The sequence below is a fragment of the Bradyrhizobium sp. JHI2711 genome (assembly GCF_056156565.1).
Genome location: NZ_JBPZPT010000002.1, coordinates 1,951,633 through 1,969,432, shown reverse-complemented (window position 1 = coordinate 1,969,432; position 17,800 = coordinate 1,951,633). Strand labels below are relative to the sequence as shown.

The window sequence follows — 17,800 nt, the reverse complement described above, 5'->3', positions numbered from 1 at the left end:
TTATTCCTTCGTAGGGTGGGCAAAGCGAAGCGTGCCCACCGAACCAAGCGACATGCGCGCAATTGCGAAATGGTGGGCACGGCGCGATGCGCCTTTGCCCACCCTACGAGCGCTCGCTATAATCGGGCGCAAAAAGGTTCGCCATGATCCACGTCTGTTCCCTCGCCGCGCTTCCCGAAACCGTCCGCCTCACCAAGGCCAGCCACGTGCTGACCGTGATGGCCAATGTCGAGCAGGTCGCGCGTCCCGTGTCGGTGCTCCCGGCCAACCATCTCAAGGTGTCGATGGACGACATCACCGAGGAAATGGACGGCTTCGTCGCGCCGTCGGAGACGCATATCGAGCAGGTGCTCAACTTCGTGCGCGGCTGGGACCGCAGCGCCCCGCTGGTGGTGCATTGCTACGCCGGGATCAGCCGCTCCACCGCCAGCGCGTTCGCGGCCGTTTGCGCGCTTAATCCAAATCGCGACGAGATCGAGATCGCCAGGAAGATTCGCGCGGCCTCGCCGATCGCCTCGCCCAATCGGCGCATCGTCGGCCTCGCCGATCGTGCACTCGGACGCAACGGCCGCATGCTGCGCGCGCTCGACGAAATGGGCCCCGGCGCGATGATGGTGGAAGGCCGCCCCTTCGCGATCGAGCTCGAATGACAGCTGGTTGTCACGATGGAGGTGCGCCCCCTCTCCCGCCTGCGGGAGAGGGTTGGGGAGAGGGTATCTCGGCGACGAAGACTCCCCCAGAGGATAGAGCCCTCTCCCGCCTCGCATCTGTCGATGCGACGCGACCTCTCCCGCAAGCGGGAGAGGTGCACCGAGTCCGCGGATGGGCCGTCTTAACCAAGCGGCATTCTGTTCAATTCAACGACACGGCAGCCGCATGAGCGAGACGCTGCTGACGCCAATCGAAATCGGCCTCACCGCGGCCATCGTCGCGATCGAGAACCACGAGCCGCTGATCCTGACCGCACCCGGTGCTGACCGGCTTGCCGGGCTGCCGTTCGGTCCGTTCGACGCGGTGAGCCATCGCACGTTCGAGATCGGCCTGCGCGCCTGGGTCGAGCAACAGGCGGGGCTGCGGCTCGGCTATGTCGAGCAGCTCTACACGTTCGGCGACCGTGGCCGTCATGCCGAGGCCGGCGACACCGGAGCCCACATCGTGTCGATCGGCTATCTCGCGCTGACGCGCCCCGCGGGCGGCGAGCTCGCCGCAAACGCGGCGAGCTTCGCGCCCTGGTATCGCTTCTTCCCCTGGGAAGACTGGCGCGACCAGCCGCCGGCGATCATCGCCCGCGACATCATCCCTGCGCTGACCGAATGGGCCGAGGAGGAGACGGCGGAGACGATTCGCGCACTGCCGCGGAAGGATCGCGTGCGGTTCTATTTCGGTCTCGACGGCGCACCCTGGGACGAGGAGCGCGTGCTCGACCGCTACGAGTTGCTCTACGAGGCCGGGCTGATCGAGGAGGCCCGCCGCGATGGCCGTCCTGCGGCATTGGCGCGCAAGACGCTTCCCCCGCTCGGGACCTCGATGCGGTTCGACCACCGCCGGATTCTCGCCACGGCAATCGCGCGGCTGCGCGCAAAGCTGAAGTATCGTCCTGTGGTCTTTGAACTTTTGCCGACCGAATTCACACTCACTGAACTGCAGCACACGGTGGAGGCGATCTCCGGCCGGCACCTGCACAAGCAGAATTTCCGCCGCCTGGTCGAGATGGAAGCCCTGGTCGAACCGACCGGGGTGATGTCGACACAGACGGGCGGACGGCCGGCAGCGCTCTACCGCTTCCGCCGCGAGGTGCTCCAGGAGCGGCCCGCGCCGGGCTTGCGCGTTCGCTCCCGGCGCTAGAGCATGATCCGGAAAAGTTGCGTTGCGGTTTTCCGGTAAGATCATGCTCAAGAAATTAAGTTCCTGATATCAGTGGTATCGGCCCCTGCCCGCCGATTGCCTGGAGGCTTCATGCTCGACGGCCCGTTTGACGTCTTTGCGCTGATCATTGCGATCATCGCCTTCCTGATCGCGATCAAGGCGTCCAGCCAGGGGACCGAGTTGCGCCGCCGGATCAGTTCGCTCGAAGAGATGCTTTACGCGCAGCGGACGGTGCAGCCGCCCCCGCTGATGCCGGCGCAGGCCGAAGCCCCCGCCAAGACTGCAGCCGCCGAGCCGCCGCCGCTGGCGCCGGAAACCGAAACGACGCCGCCTCCGCTCGTCACCGAAGAGATTTCGCCGCCCCCGCTTGAGCCGAGCACGGGCGCCGCCGCGCCCCCTCCGGTGCCGGAGGCCGCACCCGGCTTCGAGGAGCGGCTCGGCACCCGCTGGGTGGTGTGGATCGGCGGGCTTGCGCTCGCGCTCGGCGGCTTCTTCATGGTGCGCTATTCGATCGAGGCCGGTCTGCTCGGCCCCGGCGTGCGCGTGTTCCTCGGCGGCCTGTTCGCCGCTGCGCTGCTTGGCGCCGGCGAATGGACGCGGCGCAAGGAGAGCATCTCGAGCATCGCGGCGCTGCCTATCGCCAACATTCCCGCGATCCTCACCGCGGCCGGCACGGCGGTGGCGTTCGCGACCATCTACGCGGCGTACGCGCTCTACGACTTCCTCGTGCCTGCGACAGCCTTCGTGCTGCTCGGCATCGTTGCGATGGGCACGCTGGCCGCAGCTCTCCTGCACGGCCCCGCGCTCGCCGGCCTCGGCGTCGCCGGCGCCTTCGTGACGCCGATCCTCGTCTCCTCCGGCAAGCCGGATTATTGGGCGCTCTACATCTATCTTGCGGTCGTGACGGCCGCGAGTTTCGGGCTCGCCCGCATCAGGCTATGGCGTTGGCTTGCGGTCACGACCATTGCCTTCGCGGTGCTCTGGATCTTCCCGGGTCTCGATACCGAACAGGTGCAGGTCGCGCCGCACGCCTTCCATGCCATCGCCGGCTTCGTGCTCGCCGCACTGCTCGTCGTCTGCGGCTTCATGTTCGGACCCAGCATGGAGGACGGCGAGATCGAGCCGGTCTCATCGGGCGCGCTCGGCGCCTATTTGTTCGGCGCGATGCTGGTCGTGCTGTCGAGCGCGCATGCGGATCTCGCGCTGATCGCCTTCACGCTCCTCGTCGGCGGCACGCTGTTCGTCGCCTGGCGCGCACCGGCGGCGACCGGCGCGCTGGGCGCGGCCGCGGCGGCCGTGTTCATCGTGTTCGCCGAATGGGCGGTGCGCGCCAACCCCGATATGCTGGTGCTGCCGGGCGGCCCGATGCCCGGCGTCGGCCCGGTCGCGATTGATAGCGCGGTGACGCTGCATCTGGTGACGGCCGCGATCTTCGCCGCCGGTTTCGGCGTCACGGGCTTTTTCGCGCAAGGCCGCTCGAACTCGGTGATCATTCCCGTGGTGTGGTCGGCGGCGGGCGTCGCGACGCCGATCGCCATCCTGGTTGCGCTCTATGCGCGCATTGCCCATCTCGACCGCTCGATCCCGTTTGCGATCCTCGCCGTGCTGCTCGCTGCGGCCTTTGGCGCTGCGACCGAAGCGCTGATGCGCCGCGAAGAACGGCCCGGCGTTGCAACCTCGGTCGCGCTGTTCGCGACCGGTACGCTCGGCGCGCTGGCGCTGGCGCTGACCTTCGCCCTGGAGAAGGGCTGGCTCACCATTGCGCTCGCGCTGATGTCACTCGGCACCGCCTGGATCTCGTTGCAGCGGCCGATTCCGGTGCTGCGCCGGCTGGCTGCCGTCTTCGCTGCGATCGTCACCGCGCGCATCGTCTATGATCCGAGCATCGTCGGCGATGCCGTCGGCACCACGCCGATCTTCAACTGGCTGTTGTGGGGCTATGGCCTGCCGGCCGCCTCGTTCTGGGGCGCGAGCATCTTCCTGCGCCGCCGCGCCGACGACGCGCCGCTGCGCGTGGTCGAGACGGCGGCGATCCTGTTCACCGCGCTGCTCGCCTTCATGGAGATCCGGCACTTTGCGACCGGCGGCCGCATGACCTCGCCGCCCTCGCTGCTCGAGTTCGCGCTGCAAGTCTGTGTCATGCTAGCCATGGCAATCGGCCTGGAGCGCCTGCGGCTGCGCAGCCACAGCATCGTGCACAATGTCGGCGCGGTCGTGCTGACGGCGATCGCCGGCCTCATCAGCGTGTTTGGCCTCCTGATCCTGGAGAACCCGATGCTGCTCTCCAGCGTCAATGTCGGCAGCCTCGTGTTCAATCTGCTGCTGCTCGGCTATGCGTTGCCGGCCGTGCTGATGCTGCTGCTCTCCTACGCAGTGGCGGGACACCGCAGTGTCGCATATGCAAACACGATTGCGGGTGGCGCCCTGGTGTTCGCGCTCACCTATGTGACGCTGGAGATCCGCCGCTTCTATCACGGCCCGGTCCTGCTCTACGGTGGCACAACGAGCGCCGAGCAATATACCTATTCGATCGGCTGGCTCGCTTTTGGCGTGGCGCTGCTCGGCGTCGGCATCCTGGTCAATTCGGAGCGTGCGCGGCTGGCGTCCGCCGCCGTCATCGCGCTGACGATCTTCAAGGCCTTCGCCGTCGACGTGTGGACGCTGACCGGCGTCTATCGGGCGCTCTCGTTCATGTGCCTCGGCGTCGTGCTGGTCGCGATCGGCTGGCTCTACCAGCGTATCCTGTTCCGGCGGCAGATCGCACCGACGCCGGCTGCGCCGCAGACGGGCAGCTAGACTGGATCGTCAGGCGGGCACTCCACCTCTCCACAGCGGGGAGAGGTCAACAACGATCGAGCGGGGTGCCTCTACGCCGCGCGGACCGATTCCAGGAACTGCGCGACCTCGACCTTCAGGCGGGTGCTGTCGGTCGCCAGCGACTTCGCCGCCGACAGCACTTCACTCGAGGCCGAGCCGGTCTCGATCGCACCGCGCTGCACGTTGGTGATGTTGGACGACACTTCCTGCGTGCCGAGCGAGGCCTGCTGAACGTTGCGCGAAATCTCCTGCGTGGCCGCGCCCTGCTCCTCGACGGCGGCGGCGATCGCCGCGGACACCTCCGACAGCCGCTCGATGGTGCCGCCGATCTCCTGGATGGCGTTGACGGATTCTTGCGTCGCCGCCTGGATGCCCGAGACCTGCGCCCCGATTTCGCCGGTCGCTTTCGCGGTCTGCTCGGCCAGTGCCTTGACCTCGGAGGCGACGACGGCAAAGCCGCGGCCGGCTTCGCCCGCGCGCGCCGCCTCGATGGTCGCGTTCAGCGCCAGCAGGTTGGTCTGGCCCGCGATGGTGTTGATGAGCTCGACGACGTCGCCGATGCGGGCGGCCGCCTGCGACAGCGCGTTGACGCGCTCGTTGGTCCGCGCCGCCTGCTCGACCGCTTCCGCTGCCATCCGCGCCGAATCCTGCACGCGGCGGCTGATCTCGGTGATAGAGGACGACAGCTCCTCGGAGGCCGAGGCCACCGCCTGGACGTTGGTGGAAGCTTCTTCCGACGCCGCCGCAACGACGGTTGCGAGCTCCTGGCCGCGCTGCGCGGTGCCGCTCAGCGTCGCCGCGGAGGCCTCGAGCTCGGTCGAGGCCGACGACACGGTCTCGACGACCTCCCCGATCATGACCTCGAAATTGCGGGTGATGGCATCGACACGTCGGCCGCGTTCGATTTTGGCCTCGGCGTCGCGCGCCGCCGCAGCGTCGGCCGCCTTCTTGGCGATCAGCGCCTCCTTGAAGATCTGGAGCGCATCCGCCATCGAGCCGATCTCGGTCTTCTCGCCGCGATGCGGCACCTCCACCGCAAGGTCGCCCTCGCCGAGCGACTGCATCGGGCGGATGATCGAAGCGATGCCGCGCGAGACGTCGCGCACGAGATAGTAGGCGGCCGCGATCGCGATCACGACGGAGGCCACGATGATCCCGACCAGCACACGGAAGATCGTAGCGTAGCTGTCGGCGGCCTGCTTGGTCTCCAGCTCGGCGCCCTGATTGTTCATTTCGATGCCCTTCTGCAGCAGCGGATCGGCGGCCTGAGCCATCTTCGCGACCTTGGTCTGCAACATCTCGTTGGCATCGGTCGGGAAGCGGCCGACGCTCTTACGCGACAGCGCCATTACATCCTGCACGCCGTTCAGGTACTCGGCCCAGGCCTTCGTCCATTGCTCGTAGAGCGAGCGCTCTTCTGCGCGCGTGATCAGCGGCTCGTAGATCTTGCGGGTCTTCTCGATCCGTTCGCGCAAGCCTGCCAGGCGCTTCTCGGCGGCCTCCTTGCCTTCGGCAGTATCCTGCATCAGGTGCAGACGCAGCGCGACGCGGAGCTCGTTGATGTCAGCACGCATCGAGCCGAGCGCACGCACGCTCGGCAACCAGCCCTGCGCGATCTCGACCGTATGGGCGTTGATGTTCTGCATCGTGCCGATCGCCGTCACGCCGACGCCGGCGAGCGAGAGCACGAGGACCGACAGCACGGTCAGCAGCTTGAAGACGATCGACAACTTCGACATCACGACAATCCCGATGATTACCCGGCAACGCGCACATCACCTGCGCCGCAGACGTCACGACGGACGACCCGGGCGAAGGTCAGTTCAACAATGCTGGCTGGTTCTTTTCCCGAAGGATTGCGCCCATAATCGCAAACAGGCGTTAACAGGAGGCTACGTAAAAATACGGCTCGTGCGCAGCGATCGTGGTTCGCTGCAACTCTCTGTTGCAGCCGCACCGGCATCTCCCGTTACGATGCGGACGCAAAGGCACGTGTCAGGCCGCGCGGACGGTATCGAGGAACTTTCCGACTTCGAGCTTCAGCCGGTTGCTGTCGCCGGACAGCGATTGCGCGGCGCCCAACACCTGCGAGGATGCCGAACCGGTCTCGCTCGCGCCGCGCTGCACGTCGGTGATGTTGGACGACACCTGATGGGTGCCCGTCGCCGCCTGCTGCACGTTGCGGGAGATCTCCTGCGTTGCGGCCCCCTGCTCTTCCACCGCGGCTGCGATGGTCGAGGAGATCTCCGACAGCTTCTCGATGGTGTGGCTGATGTCCTTGATCGCGCCAACCGAATGCTCGGTGGCGGTCTGGATGCTGGCGATCTGCTGGCCGATCTCGCCGGTCGCCTTCGCCGTCTGCTCGGCAAGCGCCTTGACCTCCGAAGCGACGACGGCAAAGCCGCGGCCTGCCTCGCCGGCGCGCGCGGCCTCGATGGTTGCATTGAGCGCCAGGAGATTGGTCTGGCCGGCGATGGTGTTGATCAGCTCGACCACGTCGCCGATCCGCGCCGCAGCAGCGGAGAGCTCCCCGACGCGATCGGTCGTGGTGCGAGCCTGGTTCACCGCATCGCCGGCGACGCGGGCGGATTCCTGCACCTGCCGGCTGATCTCGGTGATCGACGACGACAGCTCTTCGGTCGCCGACGCGACCGACTGCACGTTGGTGGACGCTTCCTCGGAAGCGGCAGCAACCATGGTCGTGAGCTCCTGGCCGCGCGCCGCGGTCGCGGTCAGCGTCGAGGCGGAAGCTTCCAGCTCGGTCGCGGCCGAGGACACGGTATCGACGATCTCACCGATCGCGGCTTCGAAGCTGTCAGCCAGCTTGTGCATCTCGGCCTTGCGCTGCGCGGACGCAATCTGGTCCTGCCTGATCTTGGCTTCGGCGTCCTCGCGCGCCTTCTGCTCCGACACGACCTTGAACTTTTCAACGGCCGCCGCGACGCCGCCGACCTCGTCCTTGCGGCCGAGACCGGGCAGAACCACGGAGAAATCGCCGCCGGCGAGCTTGTCCATGGCGACCGTGAGCGCACGGATCGGCCGCGCGATGGTCAGGAACGACATCAGCCAGGAGCCGACGAGGACGAGCATGGCGAGTGCGCCGACCAGGATTGCAAGCTGCTCGCTCGATCTCATTTGTGCCGCCGCCGCGGCATTCTTCTCCTCGGATTTGTGCCTTGCGTAGTCGGCGATCTGGCCGATCAGCACGTCGAGCTCGCCGGCAATCGGCAGGGTCACCTCGCGTGCGATGCGAACGACGTCTTCATTGAGCTTCGCAGCGCGGGCCGCTCCGTCTGCACCGCTGGCGGCCAGGGCTTCGCCGCGCACGCCGGCGATCTGCTGCGCGGCCTTTTCGTAATTCGCCGCCAGCGATCTCAGTTTCTCCATCCGAGCGCGGTTCTCCGCCTCGTGAGAAAGCTTCAGCATTTCATCGACCAGCGCATTCGTCGATTTTTGCCGCTCGCCCAGATTCTGGACGGCCTTCTGAATGTCAGCCGGGCTATTGGCAAGACGAAGGTCTCGTACCGCGAGCTGCATGCCGCGAACCGCAGCCTCGGCCTTGACTGCGTCGCGCGCGATCTGCTGCTGCGCAAGCGCGCTCTGGCTGCTCTCGCGAATTCCCGCATTGCCGAGCATCTGGCTTGCAATCATGGCCCCAACCAGGAGCACACCGAGCGCCGACGCAATCGCCAGCTTGGTCCCGATCCTCAGATTCTGAACTAGGCTCAACATGGGCATGCTTCCCCCGAAGGAACGCGCAGCCGAGTCATTGTCGGCTTCCCCTGACTGCGCCATTGCCCAAAAAATGAGCTTCTCACATTCCGATTTGGTTAACGAAATCCCTCGCAGAAATACTGACTTTGCACGCTAAATGATTGAGCGCGAAAGGAAACGATCCCGTCATAGTTGTAAATTGCAGCTTCAAGTCGGAGCTAGGACGCTTTACATCCGATGGCCTCGCCGACGAGGCTGATTCGAAAGACCGGCTGCTTGTCCTCATCGAGCAGCTCCATGCACCACTCGGCGTTCGGCTTCAGGCCGCGCGCGATGCCGCTGAGCAGATTGGCGCACACCTCGGTCATCTCGGTCCAGGCGGCTGCGCGATCCTCGAACTCGTACGGCAGGTCGGCGGCGCCGGAATAACGGCCGGTGCTGATGCGGAAGAAATAGAGCGACATGGTTGAACCCTTGCGTGGGACCGCCCCCCGGCGCGCGCAAACTGCGGCCCGAACAGCTACCAAGGCATGAAAGCCGCCGTCCGTATGACTACGGCGCGGGCGGCTTCGTGTTCGATGTCTTCGACGATTAATGGCGCGGGTTGTCCCGCGCAGGCGAGCTCACTGCGTGGAGCGGCGCAGCTCCAGCGGTCCCTCGTTCTTCGCCGGCTCGGACTTCACCGGCTCGAGCCGGCTGCCCTCGACACGCGGCGTCTCGACGCGCGCGGCAACCTCGGTGTTCGACGCGGCGACCGTACCGGTGTGCTCCGGTCGGTGCAGCGAGCGCGGCCGCGCTGCAGCGCGCGCCATCAGCATTTGGTTGCCGCCCTGGTGACGGAAGTCGCAATAGGCGAAGCCCATGCCCGACACCGAGCCGCGGAAGCTGCGATCGTCGGTCTTTTCGAGGTTGAAACAGGGCTCGAACGGAATGCCCTTGATCGAGGCGCAAACGTTCTGGCCGCGGATCTGGAGCGTATTGCCGGGAAGTCGGAGGTGCTTGACCGGGCCTGCGCCCGAGAATTGCACCGCACCGGCGGCGCCGAGATCGTCCAGGATGCGGCCTGCACCGCGGGTGCCGTCGAAACAGGTGAAGGCGAACACCTTGCCGGCCACGAAGCGGCGCGCCTCGTCGGCGTTCATGCTTCCAGCGATGGCCGGCGCAAACGTCGCTGCCGCCGTGACAGCCCCCAACACAATACGCGCAAGCATGCTCAACTCCGAACCAACCCCCGCAGCGGGCGATGCCTTTATCTCTTTACCCGCTGCTTACCATACGAACCATGGCGAGATTGAAGCAGCTTGGTTGGTAAAGTCTGAACGCCGTCAGACAATTTTTACCACGACGCGGCCGCGAACCTGGCCGGCGAGGATTTTCGCGCCCCAGCCCTGAACCTCGTCGAGCGAAATTTCCTCAGTAATTTCAGAGAGTTTTGTTCGGTCCAGGTCGGAGGCCAAGCGCTGCCAGGCGGCCTTCCTGGGCTCGATCGGGCACATCACCGAATCGATGCCGAGAAGGCACACTCCGCGCAAAATAAACGGCGCCACCGAGGACGGCAGGTCCATGCCGGCGGCCAGGCCGCAGGCCGCGATCGCGCCGCCATATTTCGTCATCGAGAGCAGGTTGGCGAGGGTGGTCGAGCCGACGCTGTCGACGCCGCCGGCCCAGCGCTCCTTGGCGAGGGGTTTTGCCGGGGCCGACAATTCATTGCGATCGATGATCTCGGCAGCCCCCAGCTGCTTCAGGTAGTCGGCCTCGGAGGCCCGGCCGGTCGAAGCGATGACGTGGTAGCCGAGCTTCGAGAGCACGGCGATCGCGACCGAGCCGACGCCGCCGGCAGCGCCCGTCACCACGACCGGGCCGCTCTTCGGCGAGATGCCGTGCTTCTCCAGCGCCAGCACCGAGAGCATCGCGGTGAAGCCGGCGGTGCCGATCGCCATGGCGTCGCGCGCCGATAGCCCTTGCGGAAGAGCGACCAGCCAGTCGCCCTTCACCCGCGCCTTCTCGGCATAGGCGCCGAGATGGGTCTCGCCCATGCCCCAGCCGGTGCAAACGACCTTGTCGCCCGCCTTCCACTGTGGATGCGAGGAGGCTTCGACCGTGCCGGCGAAATCGATGCCGGCGATCATCGGGAAGCGGCGCACCACCGGCGCCTTGCCGGTGAGCGCAAGGCCGTCCTTGTAGTTCAGCGTCGACCATTCGACACGGACGGTGACGTCGCCCTCCATCAGCTCGGTTTCGTCGAACTGCGCGAGCTGCGCGGTGGTGCCCTTGTCCGCCTTGTCGATCCTGACAGCGTTGAATGTGGCCACGACTGAACTCCCTGACTTTGTTTGTCGGGGATGTTTAGCTGATCAGGCTGGCTGCGCAACCACCCGCTGGACCGGTTTCTCGACGATTGGAAGATTGATCAGCGCCGAGAGCACGCCGAACAGGATCGAGAGCCACCAGATCGGCGTGTAGGACCCGAACTTTTCGAACACGATGCCCCCGAGCCAGACGCCGAGGAAGCCACCTACCTGATGGCTGACGAAGGCAAAGCCGTAGAGCGTCGCGAGCCAGCGCGTTCCGAACATCAGCGCCACCAGCGCCGAGGTCGGCGGCACCGTCGACAGCCAGGTCAGGCCGGAGATTGCACCGAACGCGATCGCCGAGAACGGCGTGATCGGGAACGAGATGAAAGCGAGGATCGCCAGCGCGCGCGTGAAGTAGATGGCCGAGAGGATGTAGCGCTTGGGAAGGTAGTTCTGGAGATACCCCACGCTGAGCGATCCGATGATGTTGAACAGGCCGATCGCCGCGATCACCCAGCCGCCGGTTTGTGCGATGATACCGCGATCGACCAGGAACGCCGGCAGATGCACGGTGATGAAGGCGAGCTGAAAGCCGCAGGTGAAGAAGCCCAGCACCAGGAGCACGTAGGAGCGATGACCGAAAGCTTCGGCAAGCGCCTTGGTGATGGTCTGGTCATCCGCGGGCGTTGCGCTGTTCACGCTTGTCACCGGCGGCGTCGAGAGCGCCAGCGAGAGCGGGATGATCAGCAGCATCAGGAAGCCGAACACGGAGAGCGCCTGCTGCCAGCCGAAATTGTCGATCAAGGCAACGCCGATCGGTGCGAACAGGAACTGCCCGAATGAGCCCGCGGCCGTGCCGGCGCCGAGCGCGATGCCGCGCTTCTCCGCGGGCAAGAGCTTGGTGAAGGCCGACAGAACCAGATTAAACGAACAGCCGGCGAGGCCAAAGCCGATCATCACCCCGGCGCCGATGTTGAGCGACAGCGGCGTGGAGGAATAGCGCATCAACAGCAGCCCGCCGGCATAGAGCAGCGCGCCGACGCACATCACCCGGAACAGGCCGAAGCGATCCGCGACCGCACCGGCGAACGGCTGGCCCAGTCCCCACAACAGATTCTGCACGGCGATGGCGAGGCCGAACACGTCACGGCCCCAGCTGAATTCGTGACTCATCGGCTGCACGAAGAAGCCGAGCGCCGAGCGCGGACCGAAACCGAGCATGCCGATGGCACAACCACAGAGGATGATGACGGCCGGGGTACGCCAGTTGGAGGAGCGCGAGGCCGGAGCGAGCTCGCCGATCTGTGTCGACATGGTTGTCCTCGTCTTGTCCTTGGCGGAGCCGCAAATCAGCAGCCGCGGGACAGCCCGTTTAATGCATATGCATGAAAATCCCAAGGCAAAAACGATTGCATTCCACGAAGAGCTGACGCGGGAGCATTGCATTTCAATCTGGCCTCGCCTGGCAGGCGCGCAGTGACGGGAATGTGTGCGGGCAGGCCCTAGCGGCAAGCAGCGACGCGTGCTATGTTCGATCTACTCAGGTTGAGCATATGCCGACCACAGCGACGTTCGCCCGGCCTCCTGGCCGGATTTCTCGGGCCCCATATATTCTCAAACTGAGCATAATGCCACGCATAATGGCCACACTTGGGAGGCTTCAATGCCGATCACTGCAATTTACGGTCCCGACGACTTTGCCAACCGGCCGCAAGGCCAATCCACCGCCTCGCCGCGCGCCGTCCCGGTGCCTCCGGGACCGACATGGCCGATGCCGTCCCTGGAATGGTCGCCGGCGGTCGAACGCGCCACCGCGCCGCTCTATGACCGCGTCAAGCACGTGATCCCGTCGATCGAATGGCCGCTGATGGCGCCGACGATTCACGCGATCAACGAGCTCAAGCGCGCGCGGCGCGCGGTCATTCTCGCTCACAACTACCAGGCCCCGGAGATCTTCCACTGCGTCGCCGATATCGGCGGCGACTCGCTCCAGCTCGCGGTCGAAGCCACCAAGGTGAAGGCCGACATCATCGTCCAATGCGGCGTGCACTTCATGGCGGAGACCTCGAAGCTGCTCAATCCGGACAAGACCGTCTTGATCCCTGATTCGCGCGCGGGCTGCTCGCTCGCCGCCAGCATCACCGGTGCGGACGTGCGGCTGCTGCGGGAGAAGTTCCCCGGCGTGCCTGTTGTCGCCTATGTCAACACCTCGGCGGAGGTGAAGGCCGAGGTCGACATCTGCTGCACGTCCTCGAACGCGGTGCAGGTGGTCGAGAGCCTGAACGCCCCGACCGTGATCTTCCTGCCCGACCGATACCTCGCCACTTACGTGGCGTCGAAGACCGACGTGAAGATCATCGCCTGGAAAGGCGCCTGTGAGGTGCATGAGCGCTTCACGGGCGAAGAGCTGCGGAGCTTTCGCGAGGCCGATCCGTCCGTGCAGATCATCGCGCATCCGGAATGCCCGCCGGACGTGCTGGCGGAAGCCGACTTCACCGGTTCGACCGCGCACATGATCAACTGGGTGCGGGCAAAGCGGCCGCGGCGGCTCGTCATGATCACGGAATGCTCGATGGCCGATAATGTCCGGGCCGAGCTGCCCGACGTGGAGATGCTTCGCCCCTGCAATCTCTGCCCGCACATGAAGCGCATCACGCTCGCCAACATCCTGGAAAGCCTGCTGACGCTTCGCGAGGAGGTGACGATCGACCCCGCGCTCGCGGAACGCGCGCGGCACTCGGTCGAGCGGATGATCAATCTGAGAAATTGAGGGCGAGTAACATGCAACACGACATCCACGACCTCGCCAGCACCGACAACGTCGTCATCGTCGGCGGCGGCCTTGCCGGACTGTTCTGCGCGCTGAAGCTCGCGCCGCGGCCGGTGGCCTTGATCTCGGCGGCACCGCTCGGGCGCGGCGCGTCCTCGGCGTGGGCGCAAGGCGGCATCGCCGCAGCAATGGCCGAAGGCGATACGCCGGAGGCACACGCTGCCGATACCGTCGCGGTCGGCGGCGGCCTCGTCGATGCAGCCGTCGCGCTCGGGATCGCGCGCGAGGCGGCGCCGCGCATCCACGATCTTCTCGCCTATGGCGTTCCGTTCGATCGCGATCTCGACGGCAAGCTCGCCGTCGGACGCGAAGCTGCGCATTCGGCGCGCCGCATCGTGCATGTGCGCGGCGATGGCGCCGGCGCCGCGATCATCGCGGCCTTGAGCGAGGCCGTGCGCCGCACGCCCTCAATCCGCCTGATGGAAGGCTTCGTCGCCGAAGCACTGCTGACCGAGGACGGCGCGGTCACTGGGCTTCAATTGCGCGAGGCCGGCAATCCTGCGGCACGGCCGCTCGTGCTCGCCTCACGCGCGGTCGTGCTTGCGACAGGTGGGCTCGGCCATCTCTACGCCGTCACCACCAACCCGTCGGAAGCGAGCGGCTCGGGCCTTGCGATCGCCGCCCGCGCCGGCGCCGTGATTGCCGATCCTGAATTCGTGCAGTTCCACCCGACCGCCATCATGGTCGGCCGCGACCCGGCACCGCTCGCCACCGAAGCGCTGCGCGGCGAAGGGGCAACGCTGATCAATGGCAACGGCGAGCGCTTCATGAGCGCCCGCCACCCGCTCGCGGAGCTCGCGCCCCGCGATATCGTGGCCCGCGGCGTGTTCGCCGAGATCGCGGCCGGGCGCGGCGCCTTCCTCGATGCGCGACAGGCGCTGGGCGCGCGTTTCGCGACGAGTTTTCCGACCGTGCATGCGAGCTGCATCGCCGCCGGCATCGATCCCGCGACGCAACCGATTCCGATCGCGACGGCCGCGCATTACCACATGGGCGGCATCGCGGTGGACGCGCGCGGTCGCAGCTCGATCGACGGTCTCTGGGCCGCCGGAGAAGTCTCCTCCACGGGCGCGCATGGCGCCAACCGGCTTGCCTCGAATTCCCTGCTCGAAGCCGTCGTCTATGCCGCCCGCATTGCCGACGACATCGCCGGCCGCACTGTGCCCCCGCCGGCACGCCTTCCCGAGTCTTTGGTGACACCACGCGCCGGCACGCCGGATGCTGCGGAGGTGAAGCGGCTGCGCGCAATGATGAGCGCGCATGTCGGCGTGATCCGCGACGGTGATGGGCTTGCGCAAGCCGTGCGCCATTTCGTCAGGCTCGAGCGCGAGGCCGGACGCAGCGTCCTCGGCAACATGGCGATTTCGGCCCTGCTCGTCGCCGCTGCGGCCTGGACGCGGCGCGAAAGCCGCGGTGCGCATTGCCGTTCCGATCATCCGGCCGAGAACCCAGCGCTGGCGCAGAGAACGATGACCACACTCGCCGCGGCGCGCGAGGTCGCGGAGAGCCTCGACGAGCGCCCGCGGCCCCGCATTGCGCAATCCATGATCGCCTGAAGGAGGCCCCATGATCACCCCGACCTCACTGCTCTATCCCGATGCCTTCCTCTCTCCGCTCGCGATCGAGGCGGCCGTTGAGCGCGCGCTCGACGAGGATCTCGGCCGCGCCGGCGACATCACCTCGCTCGCGACGATCCCGGAGGCGACGCGCGCGCAAGCTCTTCTGGTCGCGCGCCAGTCCGGCGTGATCGCCGGATTGCCGCTGGCGCTCGCGACCTTGCAGAAGCTTTCGCCCGAGATCGAGGTGCGCGCACATGTCCGCGATGCCGCGCGGGTTGCGCGCGGCCAGCACGTGCTGACGATCTCGGGCCCGGCGCGCGCCATTCTCACGGCGGAGCGCACCGCGTTGAACTTCGTCGGCCGGCTGTCGGGCATCGCCACGCTCACCGCGGACTATGTCGCCCGCACCGAAGGCACCAGGATGCGCATCTGCTGCACGCGCAAGACCACGCCGGGATTGCGGGCGCTGGAGAAATACGCGGTGCGCTGCGGCGGCGGCTTCAACCACCGCTTCGGGCTCGACGATGCGATCCTGATCAAGGACAACCACATTGCGGTGGCCGGCGGCATCCGCCCGGTGCTGGAGCGCGCCCGCGCCCATGCCGGCCATCTCGTCAAGATCGAGATCGAGGTCGACACGCTGGCGCAGCTGCGCGAGGTGCTCGAGAGCGGGATGGCCGATGCGGTGCTGCTCGATAATATGGACCTTGCGACGCTGCGCGAGGCGGTGAGGCTCAACGCGGGCCGCGTCGCGCTGGAGGCGTCCGGCGGCGTCACGCTGGACACGATCGCCGCCATCGTGGCCACCGGCGTCGACTATGCGTCGGCCGGCGCCCTGACGCATTCTGCGCCGAATTTCGATTGTGCGCTGGACATCGAGGCGTGATGGCACCTCTCGCGTCATGGCCGGGCTTGTCCCGGCCATCAACGTCATGCGTTACGAAGAACGTGGATGCCCGGGACAAGCCCGGGCATGACGATCACTTGTAGGCGCTACCGCCGCTCGCCCAACTCCGCGGAGCTCTTGGCTTCCTGCGCGAGCGCGGCGGAGAGCGCGGCGGTTTGCGCCGGCGTGCCCCAGCTCGGCAACTCGCTGCCGTCGCCCCAGTTGCGCGGCCGATAGAAGGTGTGCACGCCGGTCTTGTACAGCTTCTTCATCTCGGCGACCCAGGACGGGCGCACCCAGTAGGCGTGATAGTGCGTGGACTTGCCGACCTCGGGCAGCCAGATCTGTCCGTCGAGCATCGCCTTGGAGATCTTCTTGGCGCGCTCCCACATTTCGGGCTCGCGGATCACGTCGGCATTGTTGTCGCAGGCGAAGGTGAACTGGCAGGCCAGGTGACGGTGCTTGTTCTGGTAGACCGCGCCGCATACGGTGTCGGGATATTTGCCGGAGAAGACGCGGTTCATCACCACTTGCGCCACCGCAATCTGGCCGCGCACGGCTTCGCCGCGGGCCTCGAAATAGACGGCTTCGGCAAGACACTTCTCGGACTTGGCGCGCGACTTGTCGTCGAGCGCGAGTCGCTCCGCCGGCGACTTGCCGCGCTGGTTGTCGGCGTTGACCTCGCCCTTCGGCGCGACGCTCTCGCCGCTCTCGATGTCCTTGGCGATCTCCGCCGTCGGCGGGGTCAGCGAGGCCGTCACCTTCATGTCGGGGTCGGGCATCACGATCAGCGGCTCGGCGCCGGGCTGCCAGCTCTCGATGGTCTCGAGATTGCCGCCCAGCGAGGAGCTGCCGAAGAACAGGCTCGATGTCTTGACGCTGAAAGGATCGCGCGCGGGAACAGCCGGCGCCGTGGCGCGCTTCAGCGCTTCTAGCGGCTGCACCGCGAACGCGCGCGCAGCCTCGCTCGCCTGCGGCGGATTGGAATATTGCGGCAGCGGCGGCGCGCGCATCGCCTCCTGCAGCTCGGGATCGAGCGGGGCCGCGGATTCCGGCGACATCGCCGGCGGCAATGCGGCGGTCTTGGCGCCGAACACCGAGCTGTTCGAGGTCGCGGGATCTTCCTTGGCCGGCACTGCAGCCGGCGCGGCCGTCTCAGGCGACTGAGTCGGCGGGACGATTGCGAGGCGATCGCCCTTCAGGGCGCGATCGACCTTGGGAAAGTCGGATGCGTGGTAGCGCGGCGGTGCCTGAAGCGCCGGATTGCGGCGGATCGCGCCGGTGACGTCGCCGCCGTCGAGGCTCGCGAGCCGAACCATCGCGCTCTGCGGAACCGAGGTGCCGATGGGGCGGGAAAAACTGTAGGTGGCAAGCTGGATCGAGGACGCAGCGGAGAACACCTGCTTCTGCCACCGCTCGGCGACGCCGGGTTGGCGCGCCAGCAACGAGGCAATGTCCTGATAGCCGGTCTCTCTCGGCATCAATGCGAAGATGCAGAGACCGATGCCGAAGGACGCGAACCGCGCGCCCTTCGGATGGTTACGCAACACAGACATCGATACGCTCACGCTACGCTTACGCTGGTTCGATCGAACTCAGTACATCCGTGCAATTCGATCTTTATTGTGAGTATCTAATTTAGGTTGCCGGGGCGTTAATCGGCGTTGCGCAGGCGGCACACTCAAGCGAATGCAGGTGTTTTCACGGGGCGACGTCGCGCATTGGTAAATGCGGCCTCACGTGAAGCGGTAAACATCGGGTCAACGCGAATGGTGAAGGAACTCTTGCGCCCCCGCGTACCATCACGGGAAGCTGTTGGGGGAGCGCCTGTGCG

The 17,800-nt window shown here is 66.4% G+C and carries 13 protein-coding genes; 6 read left to right on the top strand and 7 right to left on the bottom strand.

Annotation, left to right across the window (positions count from 1 at the left end; all coding sequences use genetic code 11):
* The first annotated feature begins 143 nt into the window (after nucleotides 1-143).
* From ACTEK7_RS21780 to ACTEK7_RS21770, 3 genes are all read left to right on the top strand, one after another.
* Nucleotides 144-650 carry a tyrosine phosphatase family protein gene (locus ACTEK7_RS21780; protein WP_036028306.1) on the top strand — a complete coding sequence of 169 codons (507 nt, stop codon included), beginning with the start codon at nucleotides 144-146 and terminating at the stop codon, nucleotides 648-650.
* A 226-nt stretch (nucleotides 651-876) separates the two neighbouring features.
* The gene (locus ACTEK7_RS21775; protein WP_225146951.1) at nucleotides 877-1,845 is read left to right on the top strand and encodes an NUDIX hydrolase; all 969 of its coding nucleotides are present in this window, start codon (nucleotides 877-879) and stop codon (nucleotides 1,843-1,845) included.
* A 111-nt stretch (nucleotides 1,846-1,956) separates the two neighbouring features.
* Nucleotides 1,957-4,662: a DUF2339 domain-containing protein gene (locus ACTEK7_RS21770; protein WP_225146950.1), complete on the top strand. Its 2,706-nt coding sequence runs from the start codon at nucleotides 1,957-1,959 to the stop codon at nucleotides 4,660-4,662.
* 71 nt (nucleotides 4,663-4,733) lie between these two features.
* Here the strand turns inward: ACTEK7_RS21770 and ACTEK7_RS21765 are convergent, their stop codons facing one another.
* The 6 genes from ACTEK7_RS21765 to ACTEK7_RS21740 form a co-directional block, all read right to left on the bottom strand.
* A complete protein-coding gene (locus tag ACTEK7_RS21765; RefSeq protein WP_225146949.1) occupies nucleotides 4,734-6,422 on the bottom strand; it encodes a methyl-accepting chemotaxis protein in 1,689 nt (562 codons plus the stop codon).
* Nucleotides 6,423-6,678: 256 nt separating this feature from the next.
* On the bottom strand, nucleotides 6,679-8,415 hold the full coding sequence (locus ACTEK7_RS21760; protein WP_225146948.1) for a methyl-accepting chemotaxis protein: 1,737 nt from the start codon (nucleotides 8,413-8,415) through the stop codon (nucleotides 6,679-6,681).
* A 200-nt stretch (nucleotides 8,416-8,615) separates the two neighbouring features.
* Nucleotides 8,616-8,861, bottom strand: a complete 246-nt coding sequence (locus tag ACTEK7_RS21755) for a DUF6894 family protein (RefSeq protein ID WP_036003604.1) — start codon at nucleotides 8,859-8,861, stop codon at nucleotides 8,616-8,618.
* 159 nt (nucleotides 8,862-9,020) lie between these two features.
* A complete protein-coding gene (locus ACTEK7_RS21750; protein ID WP_225146947.1) occupies nucleotides 9,021-9,608 on the bottom strand; it encodes a hypothetical protein in 588 nt (195 codons plus the stop codon).
* 114 nt (nucleotides 9,609-9,722) lie between these two features.
* Entirely contained in the window at nucleotides 9,723-10,709 is a 987-nt protein-coding gene (gene acuI / locus ACTEK7_RS21745) for an acrylyl-CoA reductase (NADPH) (RefSeq protein ID WP_225146946.1), read from the bottom strand.
* Nucleotides 10,710-10,751: 42 nt separating this feature from the next.
* Complete coding sequence (locus tag ACTEK7_RS21740; RefSeq protein ID WP_225146945.1) at nucleotides 10,752-12,005, bottom strand: MFS transporter; 1,254 nt, start codon at nucleotides 12,003-12,005, stop codon at nucleotides 10,752-10,754.
* A gap of 349 nt (nucleotides 12,006-12,354) precedes the next feature.
* Between ACTEK7_RS21740 and nadA the strand changes: the two genes are divergently transcribed.
* From nadA to nadC, 3 genes are read left to right on the top strand one after another with little or no spacing between them, the layout of a single operon-like run.
* Nucleotides 12,355-13,461 (top strand): quinolinate synthase NadA, encoded by a 1,107-nt coding sequence (gene nadA, locus ACTEK7_RS21735; RefSeq protein ID WP_225146944.1) that lies wholly within the window; start codon nucleotides 12,355-12,357, stop codon nucleotides 13,459-13,461.
* An 11-nt stretch (nucleotides 13,462-13,472) separates the two neighbouring features.
* The gene (locus tag ACTEK7_RS21730) at nucleotides 13,473-15,077 is read left to right on the top strand and encodes an L-aspartate oxidase (RefSeq protein ID WP_225146943.1); all 1,605 of its coding nucleotides are present in this window, start codon (nucleotides 13,473-13,475) and stop codon (nucleotides 15,075-15,077) included.
* A gap of 10 nt (nucleotides 15,078-15,087) precedes the next feature.
* Nucleotides 15,088-15,966 carry a carboxylating nicotinate-nucleotide diphosphorylase gene (gene nadC / locus ACTEK7_RS21725; protein ID WP_225146942.1) on the top strand — a complete coding sequence of 293 codons (879 nt, stop codon included), beginning with the start codon at nucleotides 15,088-15,090 and terminating at the stop codon, nucleotides 15,964-15,966.
* Between the two features lie 107 nt (nucleotides 15,967-16,073).
* Here nadC and ACTEK7_RS21720 read toward each other — a convergent pair whose 3' ends face one another.
* Nucleotides 16,074-17,522 (bottom strand): cell wall hydrolase, encoded by a 1,449-nt coding sequence (locus ACTEK7_RS21720; RefSeq protein WP_225146941.1) that lies wholly within the window; start codon nucleotides 17,520-17,522, stop codon nucleotides 16,074-16,076.
* Nucleotides 17,523-17,800 lie beyond the last annotated feature (278 nt).